The organism is Rhodanobacter sp. FW106-PBR-R2A-2-24, assembly GCF_058789615.1.
This window is the reverse complement of record NZ_JBYTBV010000002.1, coordinates 1,325,797-1,343,973: the sequence shown is the minus strand read 5'-3', so window position 1 is coordinate 1,343,973 and position 18,177 is coordinate 1,325,797. Positions and strand designations below refer to the sequence as shown.

Genomic DNA, 18,177 nt, shown 5'->3' with positions numbered 1-18,177 from the left:
CGGGGCAAAAGCCGCCGCGGCACAGGAGCGACCGTTGTGGTGCGCTTCAAAGTTGAATTTTCCCTGAAAGCATAAGAGAATCTCGCACGCAAGGTGCGCGATTCAAGGGAATAAACCGATGTATGTACGTTGGCAAAGGATCTGCCTGTGGGCAGTGCTGTTGGGTTCGTTCGCATCGTTGGCTCATGCGGCGGACCCTGAGGATGAATACCGGAACCTGATCCGGGTCAACCAGAACATCCAGCCGCTCGGCGCGCACCCGTTTGGCGAAAACATCAGCCCTCTACGACGGCTCATTGTCTTTTACCCAGACGGACATTAGCTTGCCGGGCAATGGCCCCGTGTTGCAGTTGGCCCGGCGTTTCGAGGTGTACGGGGACTCGCCCGTGGACTTTCCGGCCGAGCAGGTGTTTGGTGACTGGGAACTCGAAGTCCCACATCTGGAAACACTAACCGCGGGGTCACAGCCAACGTCCGCCAATCCGACTGGCGTCCGGATGTGGGATGTCAATGGCAGTGGCAACGTCCAGGCCATCGACGGTTGGCAGACCGACAATACCGGTGGAACGACCGGTAATCCGAATGCTGACGTCAATGCGCGATGCAGCAACTTCACGGCTCCTCCGTCGGTCGTTCGGCGCCTGGGCGATTCCGCGCTTGAGCCGTGGGAGCCAGACGAGTGGTGGAAGGGTTACCATCTGGTTCTGCCCGGCGAAGGTGGTCAGGATATTTTGGCCAATGCAGACGCCTCGACAAAGGCCGCCTATCCTGCAGTCACCAAGGCGCATTGGCGCTTCAGCTGCCTCTCGGCGACTTCCAATGGGAAGCCTGGCGAAGGCTTCCTCGGTCATGCACCCGACGGCACGCTGTACTGGTTCGATTACCTCGTCTACCGAGCCGCGGACGGTATGTCTAGGCCGCTGGAATCCAACGGTGCGAGTCTGACGCCTCGTCAATCGCCATTCCGCCAGTACGCCAACGCCACCATCGAGGGGATGATTAGCCTCTTGTCCGGGTCGTCGGTCGCGCATGCGGTTCCGGCCCAAGACGGGATCGCCAGGAGCCTTGGCGTTCTGCTCGTTACCAAGGTGCAGGACCGTTTCGGGAACTGGCTCAAATTCAGCTACGATGGTAATGGCAACTTGACTGGCATCATTGCCAGTGATAATCGCGCCTTAAGCGTGACCTACGTCGCAGGCACTACGCGCATTCAGAGCGTGACCTTGCAGCCCGCTTCGGGGGCGCCGAGAGTATGGGCTTACGCATACAGCAGCGACGGCGCTTCGCTTGTTGATGTCCAATTACCCGACGGCAGCCACTGGCACTACGACCTCGGTGCACTGCAGAGCATCATCCTCCGCGCCGGCTCTGCCTATAGTAGCTGCTTAACGCCGCGCGTTTCGACCAACCTCGATCCGATCACGGGCGCCATTACACACCCGTCTGGGCTGGTGGGACAGTTCACGGTCAAGGGCATGAAGCACGGTCGCTCCTATGTGCCCCAGTCCTGCGTTGGCACGCGGGGGGGAGGGCCAACGGAGGGCGGTAGCTATGCCTTGGTTCCGGAAGTGTGGTACAGCCTGACCACGACCAAAGTCGTGTTTTCAGGTGCGGGGCTGCCTACAGAGACATGGAACTACAACTACTCGCCATCCAACGAAAGCTGGTATTCCCAAACAGGCAGCTATCCGACGACGGTCTGGACCGATGTGGTCGCTCCGGATGGCAGCACTACCCGCCATATCTTCAGCAATCGCTTCGGCATTTCCGAGAGCCGGTTGCTCCGAACCGAGTACTACGTTGGCGCGGCAGGGTCATCGACGCTGCTGAGGAGCGAGGACAACGGCTACGCGCTGCCGACGACGCCCTCCCTTCCAGCAAGCGCTGGCATCAGTCTTCTCGACAACGTCAATATAGCCCAGGTGACGGAGTACTCCCCATTGAACCTGCGCACGATCACGCAGGACGGGCAGACCTACGCGTGGCAAGCGCTGGCCTTCGATGCTTACGCGCAGCCGACGGACGAGAAGCGCTCCAACAACATCGCTGGACAGACGCCGCTTGAGGAGACCATCAGCTACCTCAACGATACGAACACGTGGGTGCTGGGCCTGCCACTGACCGTGACCAACAAGGCCACGGGCGAGGTGGAATCGAGCAACACCTACAACAGCCTGGACGAGCTGACCACGCGCGCCCGCTTTGGCGAGACGCTGATGCACTACACGTGGAACAGTGCGGGCCAACTGGCCAGCTTCACCGACGGCAACAACCACACCACCACGCTGGGGAACTACTACCGAGGCATCCCGCGATCGATCGGCTACCCAGATGGCACCAGTGAGTCGCTGGCCGTCGATGATCTGGGCCAGATCTCGTCGATCACCGACCAGTCCACCCACACCACCAGCTACAGCTACGACGGGATTGGCCGGGTGGCCAGGATCACCTACCCCTACGACAGCCGTGTCGACAACGCGCAGTGGTACCCCAAGGTCTTCACCTACGCCTATGTAACCGGCGCGGAGCGCGGCGTGGCCGGCGGGCATTGGCGCCGCACCGTCACCACCGGCAGCTACAGCGACACGACCTATTTCGATGCCGAGCTGCGCCCGGTGCTGGACGACACGTCCACCGGTGCGGCCGGTTCCGACATCAGCACCGCGACGGGCTACGACTGGGCTGGCCGCACGGTGTTCGCCGCCTATCCGGTGCGCGGCGCGCCGGATGTTTCCGGGCTGACCCTGGGCGTGCATGCCAGCTACGACGCCCTGGGCCGGCCAACCCAGCGCCAGCAGGACAGCGAGCTGGGCCTGCTGACCACGACCACGGCCTATCTGCCCGGCCCAGGCACCCAGGTCACCGATCCCAAGGGCAACGTTACCGTCACCTACGACCAGGCCTTCGACCAGCCGGTCTACAACGCGCCGTGGTCGGTCACGACATCGGGCGGCATCACCCAGAGCATCGCGCGCGACATCTACGGCGAGCCGACCGTCATCACCCAGTCGGGCAGCTACAACGGGCAGGCCGTCAGCCTCAGCAAAGCCTTCTATTACGACAGCTACCACCGCCTGTGCCGCACCAGCGAGCCGGAAACGGGCAGCACGGTGCTGGCCTACGACGGCGCCAACAACCTCGCCTGGAGCGCCAACGGCCTGAGCCTCACCGGCACGGGCTGCGACCAGGCGCAGGTGCCGGTATCGGCGCAGACCACGCGCCGCTACGACGCGATGAACCGTGTGCTGGCCCTCGTGCCGCCCAGCGCCACGGCGTCCACCGGTTACAGCTACGACGCGCTGGGCCAGCTGACGCGAGAGGTGTCGGGCATCGCCACGTGGAGCGGCGGTTACAACAGCCGTGGCCAGCTGACGGGCGAGACGCTGAGCCTGCCGGGCCTGAGCCCGATGGCGCTGGGCTACAGCTACGACGCCTACGACCACCGCGCCACGGTCAGCTACCCCGGTGGCGAAGCCGTGGCCTACGCCCCGAACCCGCGCGGCCTCGACAGCCAGGCCGGCAGCTATGCGACGGCGGTGGGGTATTTCCCCAATGGCCAGGTTGAGAGCTTCGCGCTTGGCAACGGCCACAGCTACCTGGCCGAACAAAACACCCGCCAGCAGCTCAGCAACTTCAGCTATGGAGCGGGTGGCACGCTGGACGTCAGCGAAGACCTCGGCTACGACGCCGACGGCAATATCACGGCGGTCACCGACCTCGCCAGCGGCCTGCGCAGCAAGCGCTTCGGCTACGACGCACTGAACCGCTTGACCAGCGCCACGGCCACGAACCTGTACGGCAGCGAGAGCTACAGCTACGACCCGCTGAACAACCTGCGCACGCGCGTGGCGGGTGGGCAGAGCTTCGCCTTCAACTACGACGCCAGCAACCGCCTGGCCAGCATCACCCGCGGTGCCGGCACCGTCGACAGCTTCGGCTACGACACGCGCGGCAACCAGATTCACCGCAACAGCGTCAGCCTGTCGTTCGACGCCAGCAACCGGCTCACCCAGATCCCCGGTGTCGAAAGCTACGCCTACGACGGCGAAGGACGCCGGGTGGAGAAGTCGCCCGTCGGCGGCACGCCCAGCTACTTCTTCTACAGCCACGCCGGGCAACTGATGTACCGCTACGACAGCGGCACCGGCACGGCCAGCAACTTCATCTACCTGGGCGGCCGGCTGCTCGCCCGCAGCGTGCATGTGGCCGGCCACCCCGCCGCCAACCACGCCGCCTACGAATACACCGACCCGCAAGGCACGCCGCTGGCCATCGTCAACACGCAAGGCGGCCTGGTGGCGCGCTACGATTACACGCCCTACGGCACCCCAGTGGCCGCGCTGGGCACGGCGCCGGACGGGCCGGGCTACACGGGGCATGTGAACGACGCGGAGACGGGGCTCGTTTACATGCAGCAGCGGTATTACGATCCGGCGACGGGGAGGTTCCTCAGCGTCGATCCCATCAGTCCGACGCCGGGCAATCTGTTCAACATCAATCGGTACGATTACGCCAATAACAACCCGATTAATTACGTTGATCCGGATGGGCGGTGCTCCGACGCTGACGGCAGTTGCGGCAGGATGGTTGCAGCACAAGGAGCATATGCCGCCGCGCATCCGAACCAGCCGCTGTCGCCCATAGCGAAGGCTGGCCTGGGTGTTATGCTGACGGCCTCGGGGGCGGGTGCAGCGGTCGAAATAGCGGAAGGTGCCTTAATACTCGACAAGGTGTTGTTGAACTCGTCCAAGGTTGGTGAAGTTACAGCTAAAGAGGCTACTGTTGCGGCAAAGGAAGCAACGCTAGCTTCCCGTGTTGACGCGGTTCACGGCGCACTTGATCCAATTGCAGCAGGACGAAGAACTACGGCCGCAATGGATACTGCTGAAGGTGCCCGCGTTCTCGCTGCTGGTGGCCGAGATTTGTCACCCGCGCAGCGAGCATTAATGGCGCCAGGTGAGGTGGCAGCAAAGCTGCCCGGCGCACATGCGGAAGCGACCTTGCTTAATCATGCGGCTCAGAATGGATTGACATCGGCAGAGATGGCTGTGTCTAGAACGATTTGCCCTGCGTGTAGAGCGGCTATTGAGCAATCGGGTGGTCAGCTAACTAGTCCAACAACTGCCGTGTGGCCGAGGTAATTCGCATGTATAACTTTGACGAAAATGCATTGGTCAATGAATTAGCGAAACTGCCTCGGCGTGAGCGAGTCGCATTTGCTGCCGCAGCCGCCACGAGGCAACTTGGTAATTACGAGTGGTACGCCCGTAGGTTCAATGCTGACGAGGAGTTACGGCCAAGGGAGATTGCAATTCAGCTATGGGATGCTCTCCGAATAGACTCTATTGATCGGACTGCGTGGGCCTCGGACTTGGACGAGGTGATGAACCTGCTGCCTGAAGAGGGCGATGACTGGGTAATCCGTCATGCCCTTGCGGATGACGCATTGTCTTCTCTGGCATATGCTATTCGTGCGCTGCTAACAGCGGAGCCACAAGAGGTTGCGTGGGCGGCAAGACGTGCATACGAAGCCGCTGACCAGGCTGCAATACGTACACTAGGCGTTCAGCCTGGGTTGCCAGATACGGAAATCGCGATCAAATCGCACCCGTTGGTACAGCGAGAAATCGCGCGCCAACGACGAGACTTTGACGCATTACTTTCTAAACCTGGCAAGGATTCAATTGACGCGATTCGCAATTATGCTCTTGCCGAAGTACTGTTGACCGATAAAGAACAATCACTCTTGGAGTGACTGAATAGTTGGACGTCCAACAACTAAAACGGTTCCAGGTTCAGTTCCCGCTCAACCGCCGCGAAGCCCTGATGTATGTCACGCAGGTTCAGGATTGTTTTGGAAATACGCTGACCTATCACTACGACTCCGGCACGGGTTACCTCACCAGGCGCACTCGAGTTCGACTGTTAATCGTGCAAATCATTGGTCGTATTGAGCGCCAGCTCAAAAACGTGGACTACAACAAGGCGGTTTGGCGTGGTGGGGCGGGTTTTTCCAAATGCAGGGCGGCGAAGACGCCGTGCTGCAGGTCGGAGGGTTGGGAGATGCCAGTGATGGTGCGGCCCGTCGGCGGAATGTGGATGTGGTGCTGCTGAAGTTTGCGCAGCTCATTGCGTGGAGCAAGGGGTCAGGTCTAGCATCGTTGCATCTGTCGGCATAGGCTCCGTCGTAACCGGCGCGGAGCGCGGCGTGGCCGGCGGGCATTGGCGCCGCACCGTCACCACCGGCAACTACAGCGACACGACCTATTTCGATGCCGAGCTGCGCCCGGTGCTGGACGACACGTCCACCGGTGCGGCCGGTTCCGACATCAGCACCGCGACGGGCTACGACTGGGCTGGCCGTACCGTGTTCGCCGCCTATCCGGTGCGCGGCGCGCCGGATGTTTCCGGGCTGGCCCTGGGCGTGCATGCCAGCTACGACGCCCTGGGCCGGCCAACCCAGCGCCAGCAGGACAGCGAGCTGGGCCTGCTGACCACGACCACGGCCTATTTGCCCGGCCCCGGCACCCAGGTCACCGATCCCAAGGGCAACGTCACCATCACCTACGACCAGGCCTTCGACCAGCCGGTCTACAACGCGCCGTGGTCGGTCACGACATCGGGCGGCATCACCCAGAGCATCGCGCGCGACATCTACGGCGAGCCGACCGTCATCACCCAGTCGGGCAGCTACAACGGGCAGGCCGTCAGCCTCAGCAAAGCCTTCTATTACGACAGCTACCACCGCCTGTGCCGCACCAGCGAGCCGGAAACGGGCAGCACGGTGCTGGCCTACGACGGCGCCAACAACCTCGCCTGGAGCGCCAACGGCCTGAGCCTCACCGGCACGGGCTGCGACCAGGTGCAGGTGCCGGCATCGGCGCAGACCACGCGCCGCTACGACGCGATGAACCGTGTGCTGGCCCTCGTGCCGCCCAGCGGCACGGCGTCCACCGGTTACAGCTACGACGCGCTGGGCCAGCTGACGCGAGAGGTGTCGGGCATCGCCACGTGGAGCGGCGCTTACAACAGCCGTGGCCAGCTGACGGGCGAGACGCTGAGCCTGCCGGGCCTGAGCCCGATGGCGCTGGGCTACAGCTACGACGCCTACGACCACCGCGCCACGGTCAGCTACCCCGGTGGCGAAGCCGTGGCCTACGCCCCGAACCCGCGCGGCCTCGACAGCCAGGCCGGCAGCTATGCGACGGCGGTGGGGTATTTCCCCAATGGCCAGGTTGAGAGCTTCGCGCTTGGCAACGGCCGCAGCTACCTGGCCGAACAAAACACCCGCCAGCAGCTCAGCAACTTCAGCTATGGCGCGGGTGGCACGCTGGACGTCAGCGAAGACCTCAGCTACGACGCCGACGGCAATATCACGGCAGTCACCGACCTCGCCAGCGGCCTGCGCAGCAAGCGCTTCGGCTACGACGCGCTGAACCGCCTGACCAGCGCCACGGCCCCGAACCTGTACGGCAGCGAGAGCTACAGCTACGACCCGCTGAACAACCTGCGCACGCGCGTGGCGGGTGGGCAGAGCTTCGCCTTCAACTACGACGCCAGCAACCGCCTGGCCAGCATCACCCGCGGTGCCAGCACGCTCGACAGCTTCGGCTATGACACGCGCGGCAACCAGATTCGCCGCAACAGCGTCAGCCTGTCGTTCGACGCCAGCAACCGGCTCACCCAGATCCCCGGCGTCGAAAGCTACGTCTACGACGGCGAAGGACGCCGGGTGGAGAAGTCGCCCGTTGGCGGCACGCCCAGCTACTTCTTCTACAGCCACGCCGGGCAGCTGATGTACCGCTACGACAGCGGCACCGGCGCGGCCAGTAACTTCATCTACCTGGGCGGCCGACTGCTCGCCCGCAGCGTGCATGTGGCCAGCAACCCCGCCGCCAACCACGCCGCCTACGAATACACCGACCCGCAAGGCACGCCGCTGGCCATCGCCAACGCGCAAGGCGGCCTGGTGACGCGCTACGATTACACGCCCTACGGCACCCCAGTGGCCGCGCTGGGCACGGCGCCGGACGGGCCGGGCTACACGGGGCATGTGAGCGACGCGAAGACCGGGCTCGTTTACATGCAGCAGCGGTATTACGATCCGGCAAGCGGGCGGTTTTTGAGTGTTGATCCGGTGACGCCAAGTCCGGGCAATCTCTACAACTTCAATCGGTACGGCTACGCGAACAACAATCCTGCTCGATACATCGACCCTGATGGACGTACATGCACGGAAGCCAATAAGACGTACACGTGTCAGATCGACAAAGTAGTCACGCAGCAGAATGGCAAGCTTGTCACTAGGAATGCAACCGCCGAGGATCATAAAACGTACGCCGGATTAGAAATGGCTCTGACAAAGGCGGTCAACGCGGCGGCCAGTTCCGGAAAGGCCGCGGATATTTCGTTTAAGAGCGGCGGCACGACCTACTCATTTTCTATTGCGGGGACTTCGGTTGCCCAGAATTTGGCAGGACGCATAATAAAAGCCGATCCTTTCCACCCCGGCAATCCCAAAGATAATTGGGCGATGATTACATCGGGCAACACAACCACTGTCGGTAAGTATGGCTTGCAGCCGGGACGTACGGTGTTTGGAGATGTAGAAAGGACCCAGGAAGAGGAGTTTTTACACGAGGGAATCCACCAAAGTCTCGAAGAGAGCAAAGCCCTTGGATTTTTTGGGTCAAGACGAATGGCTAGGCGGTTTCAAGGTCCACGTGCAACATGATCAATGAATTGTTCCGGCGCTTGCTTCGGCGAGCCTCAGGTGGTCGTTGTAGACCTCCAGCGGGGTACGGAATTGATGACGCTTTCGCGGTCGGGTGTTGAGGCTGAGGGCGATCTGGTTGAGCTCGTCCTGGCTGTAGACCGACAGGTCGGTGCCCTTGGGCAGGTACTGTCGAAGCAGGCCATTGGTGTTCTCGTTGCTGCCGCGCTGCCAGGGGCTGTGCGGGTCGGCGAAGTACACCTGCACGCCGGTACGCAAGGTCAGGGCGTCGTGGTAGCTCATCTCCTTACCCTGGTCGTATGTCAGCGTCTTGCGCAAGGCTTCAGGGATGCTCTTCAGCGCCTTGCCAAAACTCTCCAGTACGTCGGCTGCGCTGGCGCTGCTCATCTTGGCCAGCACCACGAAGCCGCTGGTGCGTTCGACCAGTGTCCCCACGGACGAACGGTTGCCGGCGCCCTTGATCAGGTCGCCCTCCCAGTGTCCGGGAATCAAGCGATCCGCCACTTCCGGTGGACGTACGTGGATGCTCTGCATGTTCGGTATCTGGCCGCGTCGATCCATCCCGCGCGTGCGTGGCTTGCGCGTGCTGCGGCCTTGGCGCAGGCAGTCGATCAACTCCTTGCGCAGTTCGCCGCGCGGCACCAGGTACACCGCGGTGTAGATCGTTTCGTGAGACACCCGATAGCTCGCCGCGTCAGGAAAGGCCCTCGCCAGTATCCCGGCGATCTGCTCCGGCGACCAGCGTGCCCGCAACAGCGCCTGCACGGTTTCCCACAGCGCAGGGTCGTCCAGTTTTCGCGTCACGCGCGGTTTGCTCCGGCATTCCCGACTACGCTGATGCGCCGCCTGCGCCTTGTAGTTCGCCGGGTCGACACGTGCCCGGCGGCGCTCGCGACTGATCGTGCTCGTCGCACGTCCCAGCGAGCGGCCAATGGCACGCAGGCTGTCACCCGCCTCCAAGCGGCGCTGAATCTCCACTCGCTCTTCCAGGGTCAGTTCGTTGTACGTTCTCATCGCAACAGCCTATGTCAGAATCGGCAAGGTGTTGCACGTGGAGTTTGAGACGGCCCTAAGGATCAAGAAGATCATCAAGACGCTTATAACGATGCAGCAAATTCCTTTTTGGGGCCAAACCAATGATTGTTGTGGCGACGATCCTGTTTGTTGCTAGCGCTTCGTGCTTCGATAACAGCATCGATACGATTAGTGATCTCACCTGCCCGATACGGTATGTGGATAAGCAACAAGGTTACTTTCTTGGCATAGAAGGAAATAAGGCCATCATAGGCACGGCAGTCCAAGACGTAAAAAATCCTGCCAATGACATGCCGCAGGCACATGGGTCAATTGAAAATTGTTCATCCCCCACATTCAGATGCCGATCCATCGCCGGATTGGCATTCGCTATCCCAAAGGACACGAAGCATTCTGCAGAATATTCAGATGGGCCCAGGATAGTAATTAAGCGACTCGCGAATGGCGGATGGCATGGCTCCGCAAGGTGCTCAATGTTTACCCGAACAGGTTGCTCACCGCATGTTGACATGAACAAGCTCGTTGAGGCCTATCAATATGATGTCAGCCCAAGCGGTGTTGTGACATCGATAAAGATCCAGGATTGGGATGATGCTGGGAAGCTATTGAGCACCTACAACTTGGTTCTCGTGAGTAAGATTGGGCTCAAGTTGAATTGATCCCTGACGAACCCTCGGACAGGGAAGGCCTGGCGCAAGCTGGACTGACGCCGTTTGGAAAAGGTGTCAGGGACAAAGAGGAAAAGGTGCCAAGGAGAAAGTATGACCTGATTAGCGACAAGGCTCAGCTGAGCCTGGCCCCGGCACCCAGGTCACCGATCCCAAGGGCAACGTTACCGTCACCTACGATCAGGCCTTCGACCTGCCGGTCTACAACGCGCCGTGGTCGATCACGACATCGGGCAGCATCACCCAGAGCATCGCGCGCGACATCTACGGCGAGCCGCGCCAAGTCGTGGGCTGGGCAATGGGTGAGCGCATGCCCGCTTCGCTAATGACGGAGGCGGGGCTTTAGCGCAGCGCCTCGGCAACCCGCTCGCGCAGCACCGGCAGCAGCTCGGCCTCGAACCACAGGTTGTGCATCACCCACGGCCGGTTGCGCGGGCTCGGATGCGGCAGCGGCAGTACGCCGTGGGCCAGGTGCGTGCGCCAGTTGCGCACCGTGTCGGTAAGTGTGGCGTCGCGCGCGTCGCCGAGCATGCCCACCTGTGCGTACTGCCCGATGGCCAGCGTCAGTTGCACGCCGGTGAGCAGCGGAAACAGGCGCGGATGCCAGATCGCTGCGCACGCCGGTCGCGGCGGCAGGTCGCCATTCTTGCCCTTGCCCGGGAAACAGAAATCCATCGGCACGATCGCCACGCGCTCGGCGTCGTAGAACGTGGCTCGGTCGATCTGCAGCCAGTCGCGCAGGCGTTCACCGCTGACGTCATCGAAGGGAATGCCGCTCTCCTCCACCTTGCGCCCCGGCGCCTGGCTGACGATCAGCAGCCGTGATCGCGTGGACGCCTGCAACACCGGCCGGCGCCCCGGCGGCTGCTGCATCGCGCAGGTATGGCCGCAGCGGATCTCCGCCAGCAAGGCATCCATGGCCCGTGCCTGTCGCGCCGGGTCCGGCTTCTTCGTTTTCTCCATTGCCTGTTCCTGTTTCCGCCCTCAAAGCACCTTGCCGGGGTTGAGGATGCCGTCCGGATCGAAGGCGGCTTTTACCGCGCGCATCAGTTCGATGGTCGACGCGCCCAGCGCCAGCGGCAGGTAGTCGCGTTTCACCACGCCGATGCCGTGCTCGCCCGAGAGCGTGCCGCCCAGCGCGAGCACCAGCGCGAACAGTTCGGGCAGCACGGCGTAACCGCGCTCGATCTCGTCGATGTCGCGCGGCAGCAGGTTCACGTGCAGGTTGCCGTTGCCGGCGTGGCCGAAACACACCAACGGCACCGCGTGCTTTTCGGCCAGCGCCTGCGCGCCGGCAACCAGTTCCGGCAGGCGGCTCACCGGCACCACCACGTCCTCGTTGATCTTGTGCGAGGTGGCGGCGCGCTGGGCGAAGGAGAGCGCCTTGCGCGCGGCCCACAGCGCGGCGTTCTCCTTGGTGTCGGCGGCGACGTCGAGCGCGAGCAGGCCGTCGCCGCGCGCGGCCTGCGCCACCGCCTGCTGCGCGAAACCCACGGTGTCGGGCGTGCCGTCCACCTCGATCAGCAGCAGGGCGCCCGCCTGCGGCACGTCGGCCTCCGGTGCGTGGTCGCGCGCCAGCTTGAGCGCCAGCGCATCCATGAACTCCAGCGCGGAAGGCGTCACCGGCTGCGCCATGATGCGCGCCACCGCTTGCGCGGCTGCGGCCGTGTCGCGATAGGTGGCGCGCAGCGAGCGCACGGCGGCGGGCCGCGGCGTGAGCTTCAGCGTGGCCTCGGTGACGAGCGCCAGCGTGCCCTCCGAGCCAATGACGAGGCGCGTCAGGTCGTAGCCGGTGGAGTCCTTGGTGGCCTGCGTGCCGGCGCGAAAACCCTCGCCGGTGCCGGCCACTGCACGCAGACCCAGCACGTTGTCGCGGGTGGCGCCGTACTTCAGCGCGCGCGGCCCGCCCGCGTTGCAGGCGAGATTGCCGCCCACGGTGCACCATGGCGCCGAGCCGGGATCGGGCGCCCAGAAGCATCCGTGCGGCGCCAGCGCCTGCTGCAAGGCCTCGTTGGTGACGCCCGGTTCGACCACTGCGAGGCGATCGTCCGGCGCGATGCGCACGATGCGGTTCATCCGCGTGAAGCACGCCACCACGCCGCCCTCCAGCGGCACCGAGGCGCCGGTGGAGCTGGTGCCGCCGCCGCGCGCGGTCAGCGGCACCTGGTGCTCGCGACAGGCGCGTACCAGCGCCTGCACCTGGTCGTGGCTGGTGGGAAACACCACGGCCTCGGGCACGCCCACGTGACGCGAGTTATCGTGCGCGAACTCGCGCCGGGTGCGCTCGTCGGTGGCGAACGCGTCGGCGCCGAAGAACCCACGCAGGTGGTCGGTGAAGTCGGGCGGCAGAGGCATGACGTGCAGTATGCCCCCGGCGTTACACCTTGCCGAGGAAATCCGCCTTGCCGATGGGCGCGCCGGCTTCGCGCAGGATGTTGTAGGCGGTGGTGCAGTGGAAGTAGATGTTGGGCAGGGTGTAGTGCTGCAGATAGTCCAGGCCCTGCATGCGCAGCTCGCCGCTGCGGCCGTGCGGGTAGGCGATGGTGCGGCCTTCGGCGCCGTCGAACAGCGCGGCGTCGAAGCCTTCGAGGTAGGCGATGGCGGCGTCGATGCGGGCGTAGACCTCGGCCAGCGTGGCCTCGGTGTCGGGGAAGCTTTTCGGCTCCGCGCCGGCGAGGCGGGCGGCGCCGCGCGCGGCCATGTCGCAGGCGATCTGCACCTGCTTCAGCAGCGGGAACATGTCGGGGATCAGGCGCGTCTGCAGCAGCACCGCGTCGCTGACGTTCTTCGCCTTGGCGTGTTCCTCGCCCTTCTGCAACACGTGGCGCAGGTTGGCGAGCGCGCGCACGAAGACGGGAACGGAGGCCTGGTACATGGAAAGGCTCATGGGTTTTGCTCCACGGGTTGCGGGGGGAAGGATGGCGCGGCGGCGTGGCGGGTGGCGCGCACGGCGACGATGGCGGCGAGCAGCAGGAGCGCCGCGGCCAGCACGAAAGCGGCGCCGGGCAGGTGGTGCACCGGCGCGTGGTCGCTGATGGAGAGCGCGAACAGGCTGGCGAACATGCCCGGGCCGAACACGCCGGCGAGGCCGCGCAGGCTGGAGAGCGTGCCTTGCAGGCGGCCCTGTTCGTGCGGGTCGACCAGGTGGGTCATCATGGATTGCGCCGGCGGCCCGGCGAGGCCGCCGAGGCAGAACACCGGAATCGCGGCGAGGAACAGCCCGGCGGTGGGTGCGAGGCCGAACAGCACGTAGCCCGCCGCGCACAGCACGAGGCCGGCGAGGATCATGCGCCGCTCGCCCAGGCGCGGCGCCAGGCGGCGCACCAGCCCGCCCTGTACGATCCCGGTGCACAGGCCCACCAGCGCCAGCGTGTAGCCCACCGTGCGCGGGCCCCAGCCGAAGCGGTAATCGGTGAACAGCACGTAGGTGGAGTTGAGCGAGAACTGCGCGAGGTTGATGAGGAAGAACACCATCGCCAGCCCCAGCACCTTGGGATAGCGGCGCAGCAGCATCACCGAGCCCAGTGGATTGGCGTGGCGCCAGTCGAAGCGCGGCGCGCGGCGCTCCACCGGCAGCGACTCGGGCAGCACGAACCAGCCGTAGCCGAAATTGACGAGCGCCAGCACCGCTGCGGCCCAGAACGGCAGGCGCAGATTCCAGTGGCCCAGCGCGCCGCCCAGCGCGGGGCCGAGCACGAAGCCGATGCTGAAGGCCGCCCCCAGGAGGCCGAAGGCCGCCGCGCGTTTTTCCTTCGGCACCACGTCGGCGATGTAGGCGTTGGCGGTGGAGAAACTCGCCGAGCAGATGCCCGACACCGCGCGCCCCACCAGCAGCAGCCACAGCGTGGGGGCCAGCGCCATCACGATGAAATCCACGCCCAGGCCGAAGCTGGAAACGAGGATCACCGCGCGCCGCCCGTAGCGGTCGGACAGCGCGCCCTGCACCGGCGAGAACAGGAACTGCATCAGCATGAACAAGGTGCCGATGGCGCCGACCCAGGCCGAAGCCTTCGACAGGCTGCCGCCGATCAGCTCCACCACCAGGTGCGGCATGGTCGGGATGACGATGCCGAACGCCAGCATGTCCAGCGTGACGGTGACGAAGATGAAGGCGAGCGCGGCCTGGTGGCGCGGCGCGGGTGTGGCGGGCTGGTTCATGGTGGGTGCGGCAACGGCAGACGCGGAACGATAGCGCAATGCGCCATGGTGCGGCTGGCTGGCAGCCGAACGTCAGCCTGGCGGCGCGGTGAGTTCTTGCGCATCCAGGCAGCCGGTGTGGCGTGTGTCCAGTCGATGGAGCTGGCGGCGCAGGTTGGTCGCCGGACTCGTTGGGAGATAAACCACTCGGAGCCTGGCGGCTGATCAGGCTCAACCTGCTCCCGCCACCAACCATGAGCATTAAATAAATCAGTTGCATCGAAATGATCTAGTTGTCATATACGCAAACTTGACGATTATTGTCGCTAAAGTCTAGAAATAAGCTCCTATCAATAAGGAAGTTGTAGCCTATGGTTCCATGTATGTTGTCCTGAGAGTGATTCCATGAAAAGTCATTTGTCCCAAGCGCTAAGGGGGCGTGACTACCTGGTATTTGTAATGTAAAATATGCCGATTCACCAACTAAAATACGCCCATTTTGTGAGGATGATGAAAGTCCTGTGTGGTAGGGTCTGACATTGAATTTATCTTTCATTAATTTATATTTTTTACTAAAAATAAATAACATCACCGGTGGCATATTTCCGTTTGTTCGGTACCCAGTGTCCAGCCTTAAATTTAAGTTTCCGGCACTCGTGTGCAACGGCACGATTATGTCGTTTACTGGATTAAACAGATCTTGTTGATAAAGCCTCATAGGAGAACAGTCACCTGCGGTTGGTGGCGAGGCATTAACGATGGAATTGGCTTTTAACTCAAAGGAGCCTAACTTTGATAGTAAGTTTATTCCGATCGCGTTGGTAGTGTCACTGGCGACTACAATGTAGACATTTTTAAACTCTAGAGGGCCTAATTCAAGTGATGGAGCAACGTATAATTGACCGTCTTTCCCACTGCCGCCATCGAGTAGATGTTCGGTAACGTGCAGATCAATCATTTTTGATAGAATATTGAGGCGAGTGGCGGTTTCCCTACTCAATATGATATTGCTGACGCCGGTGTCTACCATGAATTTCACGGGACGGTTTGCCAATAAAGCCTGGACATATCCATCGGGCGTTTCTATTTTTTTCCAACCGCTTGTAATTCTGATAGTTGTGTCTGGCCAGTGTTCAACTTTTTGCGAAAGAAGGCACTCATTAATTGAATTTATAACTATTAAGTTTCCAAGGTATTTTTTTAAATCGACTTTATTTTCATTTATGTAGTTACATCGTATATTGTCATTGTAGTAATGCAAGGATTTGACGTTCCCAAGCTCTCCTTCAATCACGGCATAGGAAACTATGCAGGATAGTTGTAGGTATTTCTCGAATCCGTGGCGCGCTTTTGTGAGCATGCATTTCGACAAGATGGATTTTGCATTTTCAAAATCAAGCGACGATCTGGCCATCGTGGCCTTTGAGAGATAGGCAACGAATGGATTTTTGCTATTAGAAAGTACTTTTAGAGAATTTATATCGTCGCTTTGGAATGCTGAATTTATTTTCCTCCATGTAGTTAATATAGATCCTTCTCCGTGAGAAGCTGGAGCGGGGGAATGATAGAGGAGCATTGTGAGGCAGCAAAGTAGTTTTGTTTTTTTAAACATGAGATTTATTCTTTTTACAACCAATTAATCAAGGCCGGACAGCATTGTCCGGCCTTGAGTGTTAACTATACCGATTTACGAATTTTCAGACACCATTAGTATCTTTGTTTGTGGGGGCCAAGTCTCCTTTCGCATCTCGATAGAAGCCACCCGGGTCACACGCCGCTGCACTGGAACTTCGGACAGGTGCAAGGTGTGGTCGGCGGACGCTTACGGCAATCTGGTCTATTTGCGCTTGTAGCAGCACGATCTTGCCGCGCAGGGCGTCCGCCTGCTGCCGGGCGAGCTGCTGCTGGTTGGCAAGGTCGGCCTGCAGGCGGGAGCGTTGGGTATCCAGCTGTTGCCCGATCAGGGCTAGCGTGTTGCCCAGGGCAGCGCTGTCCTGCGTGCTGGACAGTTCCAGCAGTAGCTCACCGGCCTTGACCACCTCGCCGTCGTGGACGCGCAGTTGCGACACGGCGCCGGCGCGGGGCGCCACCACATTCAACAGGCCGGTGCTGGGCACCATCTGCCCCGTCACGGTTTCGCGGCGGGTGCAGTGACCGAAGACGAGGAACAGGAGCATGGCGGTGGCGAGCGCCGCGGCCAAGGCGTTGAGCGGCCAGCGCGACAGCGGTGCGGCGATGATGATGGAACCCAGCCATTCCCCACGGCGGGCTTCCACGACTTCTTGTCTGAACAGCGATGCTTCCGGCATTACAGCCCAACCCCTTACGGCCTCACAGCGTGCCCACGAAGACTTCCCATGCCGCTGGGGCGTTGCGTCCCGAGCGCGTCGTATGTGGGTAAGTCGTACGAGGTGCCAAAAAGTGAAATGGCATGTCCGCCGCGTGCGGTAGTATCCGCCCTGACCCCGCCCTGACTCACCAATGTGTGAAAGCGCGGGGGCAAGGGGTAGGCCATGGCGCGGCTGGCTGGCAGCCGAACGTCAGCCTGGCGGCGCGGTGAGTTCTTGCGCATCCAGGCAGCCGGTGTGGCGCCTGTCCAGCCGTTTGAACTGGCGGCGCAGGCTGGTTTGCCACTGCTGCAGCGTCACCGGCTTGCCATGGCCGCCAGGCAATTCGGCGGCTTCCAGTACGCCGTCGTGGTCGGCATCCATGCGCAGGAAATCGCGGCTCATCCAGGCCACGTACTCGGCCAGGCTCACGCAGCCATTGCCGTCCGTGTCGATTTGCCGCAGGTAGGCGCTGCGCGATTCCTGCGCCATCGCCGCGAGCGGCAGCAGGCACAGCGCGAGGCACGCGGGCCAGCGCCTCACCGGCGCAGGCTGCCGTGCAGGCCGATGAACTGCAGGAATTCGGCGCGGGTGCGCGCGTCGTCGCGGAACGCGCCCAGCATCTGGCTGGTGACCATCGACACGCCGCGCTTGTGCACGCCGCGGGTGGTCATGCATTCGTGGCTGGCGTCGATCACCACCGCCACGCCGGCCGGCTGCAGGCTCTCCTGGATGCAGTGCGCTATCTGCGCGGTGAGTTTCTCCTGCACCTGGAAGCGGCGCGCGTAGCCGTCCACCACGCGCGCCAGCTTGCTGATGCCCACCACGCGGCAGGTAGGCAGGTAGCCGACGTGGGCGCGGCCGACGATGGGCGCCATGTGGTGCTCGCAGTGGCTCTCGAACTCGATGTCGCGTAGCACCACCATCTCGTCGTAGCCGTCGACTTCCTTGAAGGTGCGCTTGAGGTAGTCGGCCGGGTCTTCGGCGTAGCCGGCGAACCAGTCGCGGTAGGCCTTCGCCACGCGCATGGGCGTGTCGAGCAGGCCTTCGCGCGAAGGGTCTTCGCCGGCCCAGCGCAACAGGGTGCGCACGGCTTCTTCGGCTTGTTCGCGGGTGACGTCGTCAGCTTGGCGTGAGTCGCTCATGGATGATCTCGGCAGAGGGCGTCCGCGCGTGGCGCGGCGTCGATGGAGCAGTGTAGCGGCGCCGTCAAGCAAACCGGCGTGATGGCCGCCACGACCATGCGCCGACGCATGGCTGGCCGTGATGGACGTCC

14 protein-coding genes are annotated in these 18,177 nt (G+C 62.5%); 5 read left to right on the top strand and 9 right to left on the bottom strand.

From position 1 onward, the window contains the following. Window positions 1-341: 341 nt before the first annotated feature. Genes AC3WQA_RS07395 through AC3WQA_RS07380 form a run of 4 tightly spaced genes read left to right on the top strand, consistent with a single transcriptional unit; the run spans window position 342 to window position 8,734 of the window. Window positions 342-5,141: an RHS repeat-associated core domain-containing protein gene (locus tag AC3WQA_RS07395; protein WP_492674429.1), complete on the top strand. Its 4,800-nt coding sequence runs from the start codon at window positions 342-344 to the stop codon at window positions 5,139-5,141. Between the two features lie 5 nt (window positions 5,142-5,146). Next, window positions 5,147-5,755 carry a DUF416 family protein gene (locus tag AC3WQA_RS07390; protein ID WP_492674428.1) on the top strand — a complete coding sequence of 203 codons (609 nt, stop codon included), beginning with the start codon at window positions 5,147-5,149 and terminating at the stop codon, window positions 5,753-5,755. An 8-nt stretch (window positions 5,756-5,763) separates the two neighbouring features. Next, window positions 5,764-6,114: a hypothetical protein gene (locus AC3WQA_RS07385; RefSeq protein ID WP_492674427.1), complete on the top strand. Its 351-nt coding sequence runs from the start codon at window positions 5,764-5,766 to the stop codon at window positions 6,112-6,114. Between the two features lie 19 nt (window positions 6,115-6,133). Continuing rightward, window positions 6,134-8,734 (top strand): RHS repeat domain-containing protein, encoded by a 2,601-nt coding sequence (locus AC3WQA_RS07380; RefSeq protein ID WP_492674426.1) that lies wholly within the window; start codon window positions 6,134-6,136, stop codon window positions 8,732-8,734. Here AC3WQA_RS07380 and AC3WQA_RS07375 read toward each other — a convergent pair whose 3' ends face one another. Continuing rightward, window positions 8,735-9,748 (bottom strand): IS30 family transposase, encoded by a 1,014-nt coding sequence (locus AC3WQA_RS07375; protein ID WP_492673427.1) that lies wholly within the window; start codon window positions 9,746-9,748, stop codon window positions 8,735-8,737. It abuts the gene before it with no gap. 530 nt (window positions 9,749-10,278) lie between these two features. On the opposite strand from AC3WQA_RS07375, the gene AC3WQA_RS07370 reads away from it, so the two are divergent. Next, window positions 10,279-10,428, top strand: a complete 150-nt coding sequence (locus AC3WQA_RS07370; protein WP_492674425.1) for a hypothetical protein — start codon at window positions 10,279-10,281, stop codon at window positions 10,426-10,428. 351 nt (window positions 10,429-10,779) lie between these two features. On the opposite strand, the gene AC3WQA_RS07365 is transcribed toward AC3WQA_RS07370, so the two are convergent. The 8 genes from AC3WQA_RS07365 to folE all read right to left on the bottom strand — a co-directional run bounded on the left by AC3WQA_RS07365 (window position 10,780) and on the right by folE (window position 18,046). Then, on the bottom strand, window positions 10,780-11,355 hold the full coding sequence (locus tag AC3WQA_RS07365) for a uracil-DNA glycosylase family protein (RefSeq protein ID WP_492674424.1): 576 nt from the start codon (window positions 11,353-11,355) through the stop codon (window positions 10,780-10,782). A 66-nt stretch (window positions 11,356-11,421) separates the two neighbouring features. Beyond that, window positions 11,422-12,792, bottom strand: coding sequence for an FAD-binding oxidoreductase (locus tag AC3WQA_RS07360; protein ID WP_492674423.1), 1,371 nt, complete (start codon window positions 12,790-12,792; stop codon window positions 11,422-11,424). 22 nt (window positions 12,793-12,814) lie between these two features. Further along, window positions 12,815-13,324: a DUF1993 domain-containing protein gene (locus tag AC3WQA_RS07355; RefSeq protein WP_492674422.1), complete on the bottom strand. Its 510-nt coding sequence runs from the start codon at window positions 13,322-13,324 to the stop codon at window positions 12,815-12,817. After that, the gene (locus AC3WQA_RS07350) at window positions 13,321-14,595 is read right to left on the bottom strand and encodes a TCR/Tet family MFS transporter (RefSeq protein WP_492674421.1); all 1,275 of its coding nucleotides are present in this window, start codon (window positions 14,593-14,595) and stop codon (window positions 13,321-13,323) included. Before AC3WQA_RS07350 ends, AC3WQA_RS07355 begins: the two co-directional genes overlap by 4 nt. A gap of 268 nt (window positions 14,596-14,863) precedes the next feature. Beyond that, complete coding sequence (locus tag AC3WQA_RS07345) at window positions 14,864-16,186, bottom strand: retropepsin-like aspartic protease (RefSeq protein WP_492674420.1); 1,323 nt, start codon at window positions 16,184-16,186, stop codon at window positions 14,864-14,866. 85 nt (window positions 16,187-16,271) lie between these two features. After that, window positions 16,272-16,883, bottom strand: a complete 612-nt coding sequence (locus tag AC3WQA_RS07340; protein ID WP_492674419.1) for a hypothetical protein — start codon at window positions 16,881-16,883, stop codon at window positions 16,272-16,274. Window positions 16,884-17,114: 231 nt separating this feature from the next. Further along, window positions 17,115-17,444 (bottom strand): EF-hand domain-containing protein, encoded by a 330-nt coding sequence (locus AC3WQA_RS07335; RefSeq protein ID WP_492674418.1) that lies wholly within the window; start codon window positions 17,442-17,444, stop codon window positions 17,115-17,117. Continuing rightward, on the bottom strand, window positions 17,441-18,046 hold the full coding sequence (gene folE / locus AC3WQA_RS07330) for a GTP cyclohydrolase I FolE (protein ID WP_492674417.1): 606 nt from the start codon (window positions 18,044-18,046) through the stop codon (window positions 17,441-17,443). Before folE ends, AC3WQA_RS07335 begins: the two co-directional genes overlap by 4 nt. Window positions 18,047-18,177 lie beyond the last annotated feature (131 nt).

Coding starts and splice junctions, on each gene's coding strand:
- AC3WQA_RS07390 (WP_492674428.1), top strand. CDS start 5,147: ATGTATAACTTTGACGAAAATGCATTGGTCAATGAATTAGCGAAACTG.
- AC3WQA_RS07375 (WP_492673427.1), bottom strand. CDS start 9,748: ATGAGAACGTACAACGAACTGACCCTGGAAGAGCGAGTGGAGATTCAG.
- AC3WQA_RS07370 (WP_492674425.1), top strand. CDS start 10,279: ATGAACAAGCTCGTTGAGGCCTATCAATATGATGTCAGCCCAAGCGGT.
- AC3WQA_RS07365 (WP_492674424.1), bottom strand. CDS start 11,355: ATGGATGCCTTGCTGGCGGAGATCCGCTGCGGCCATACCTGCGCGATG.
- AC3WQA_RS07360 (WP_492674423.1), bottom strand. CDS start 12,792: ATGCCTCTGCCGCCCGACTTCACCGACCACCTGCGTGGGTTCTTCGGC.
- AC3WQA_RS07355 (WP_492674422.1), bottom strand. CDS start 13,324: ATGAGCCTTTCCATGTACCAGGCCTCCGTTCCCGTCTTCGTGCGCGCG.
- AC3WQA_RS07350 (WP_492674421.1), bottom strand. CDS start 14,595: ATGAACCAGCCCGCCACACCCGCGCCGCGCCACCAGGCCGCGCTCGCC.
- AC3WQA_RS07345 (WP_492674420.1), bottom strand. CDS start 16,186: ATGTTTAAAAAAACAAAACTACTTTGCTGCCTCACAATGCTCCTCTAT.
- AC3WQA_RS07340 (WP_492674419.1), bottom strand. CDS start 16,883: ATGCCGGAAGCATCGCTGTTCAGACAAGAAGTCGTGGAAGCCCGCCGT.
- folE (WP_492674417.1), bottom strand. CDS start 18,046: ATGAGCGACTCACGCCAAGCTGACGACGTCACCCGCGAACAAGCCGAA.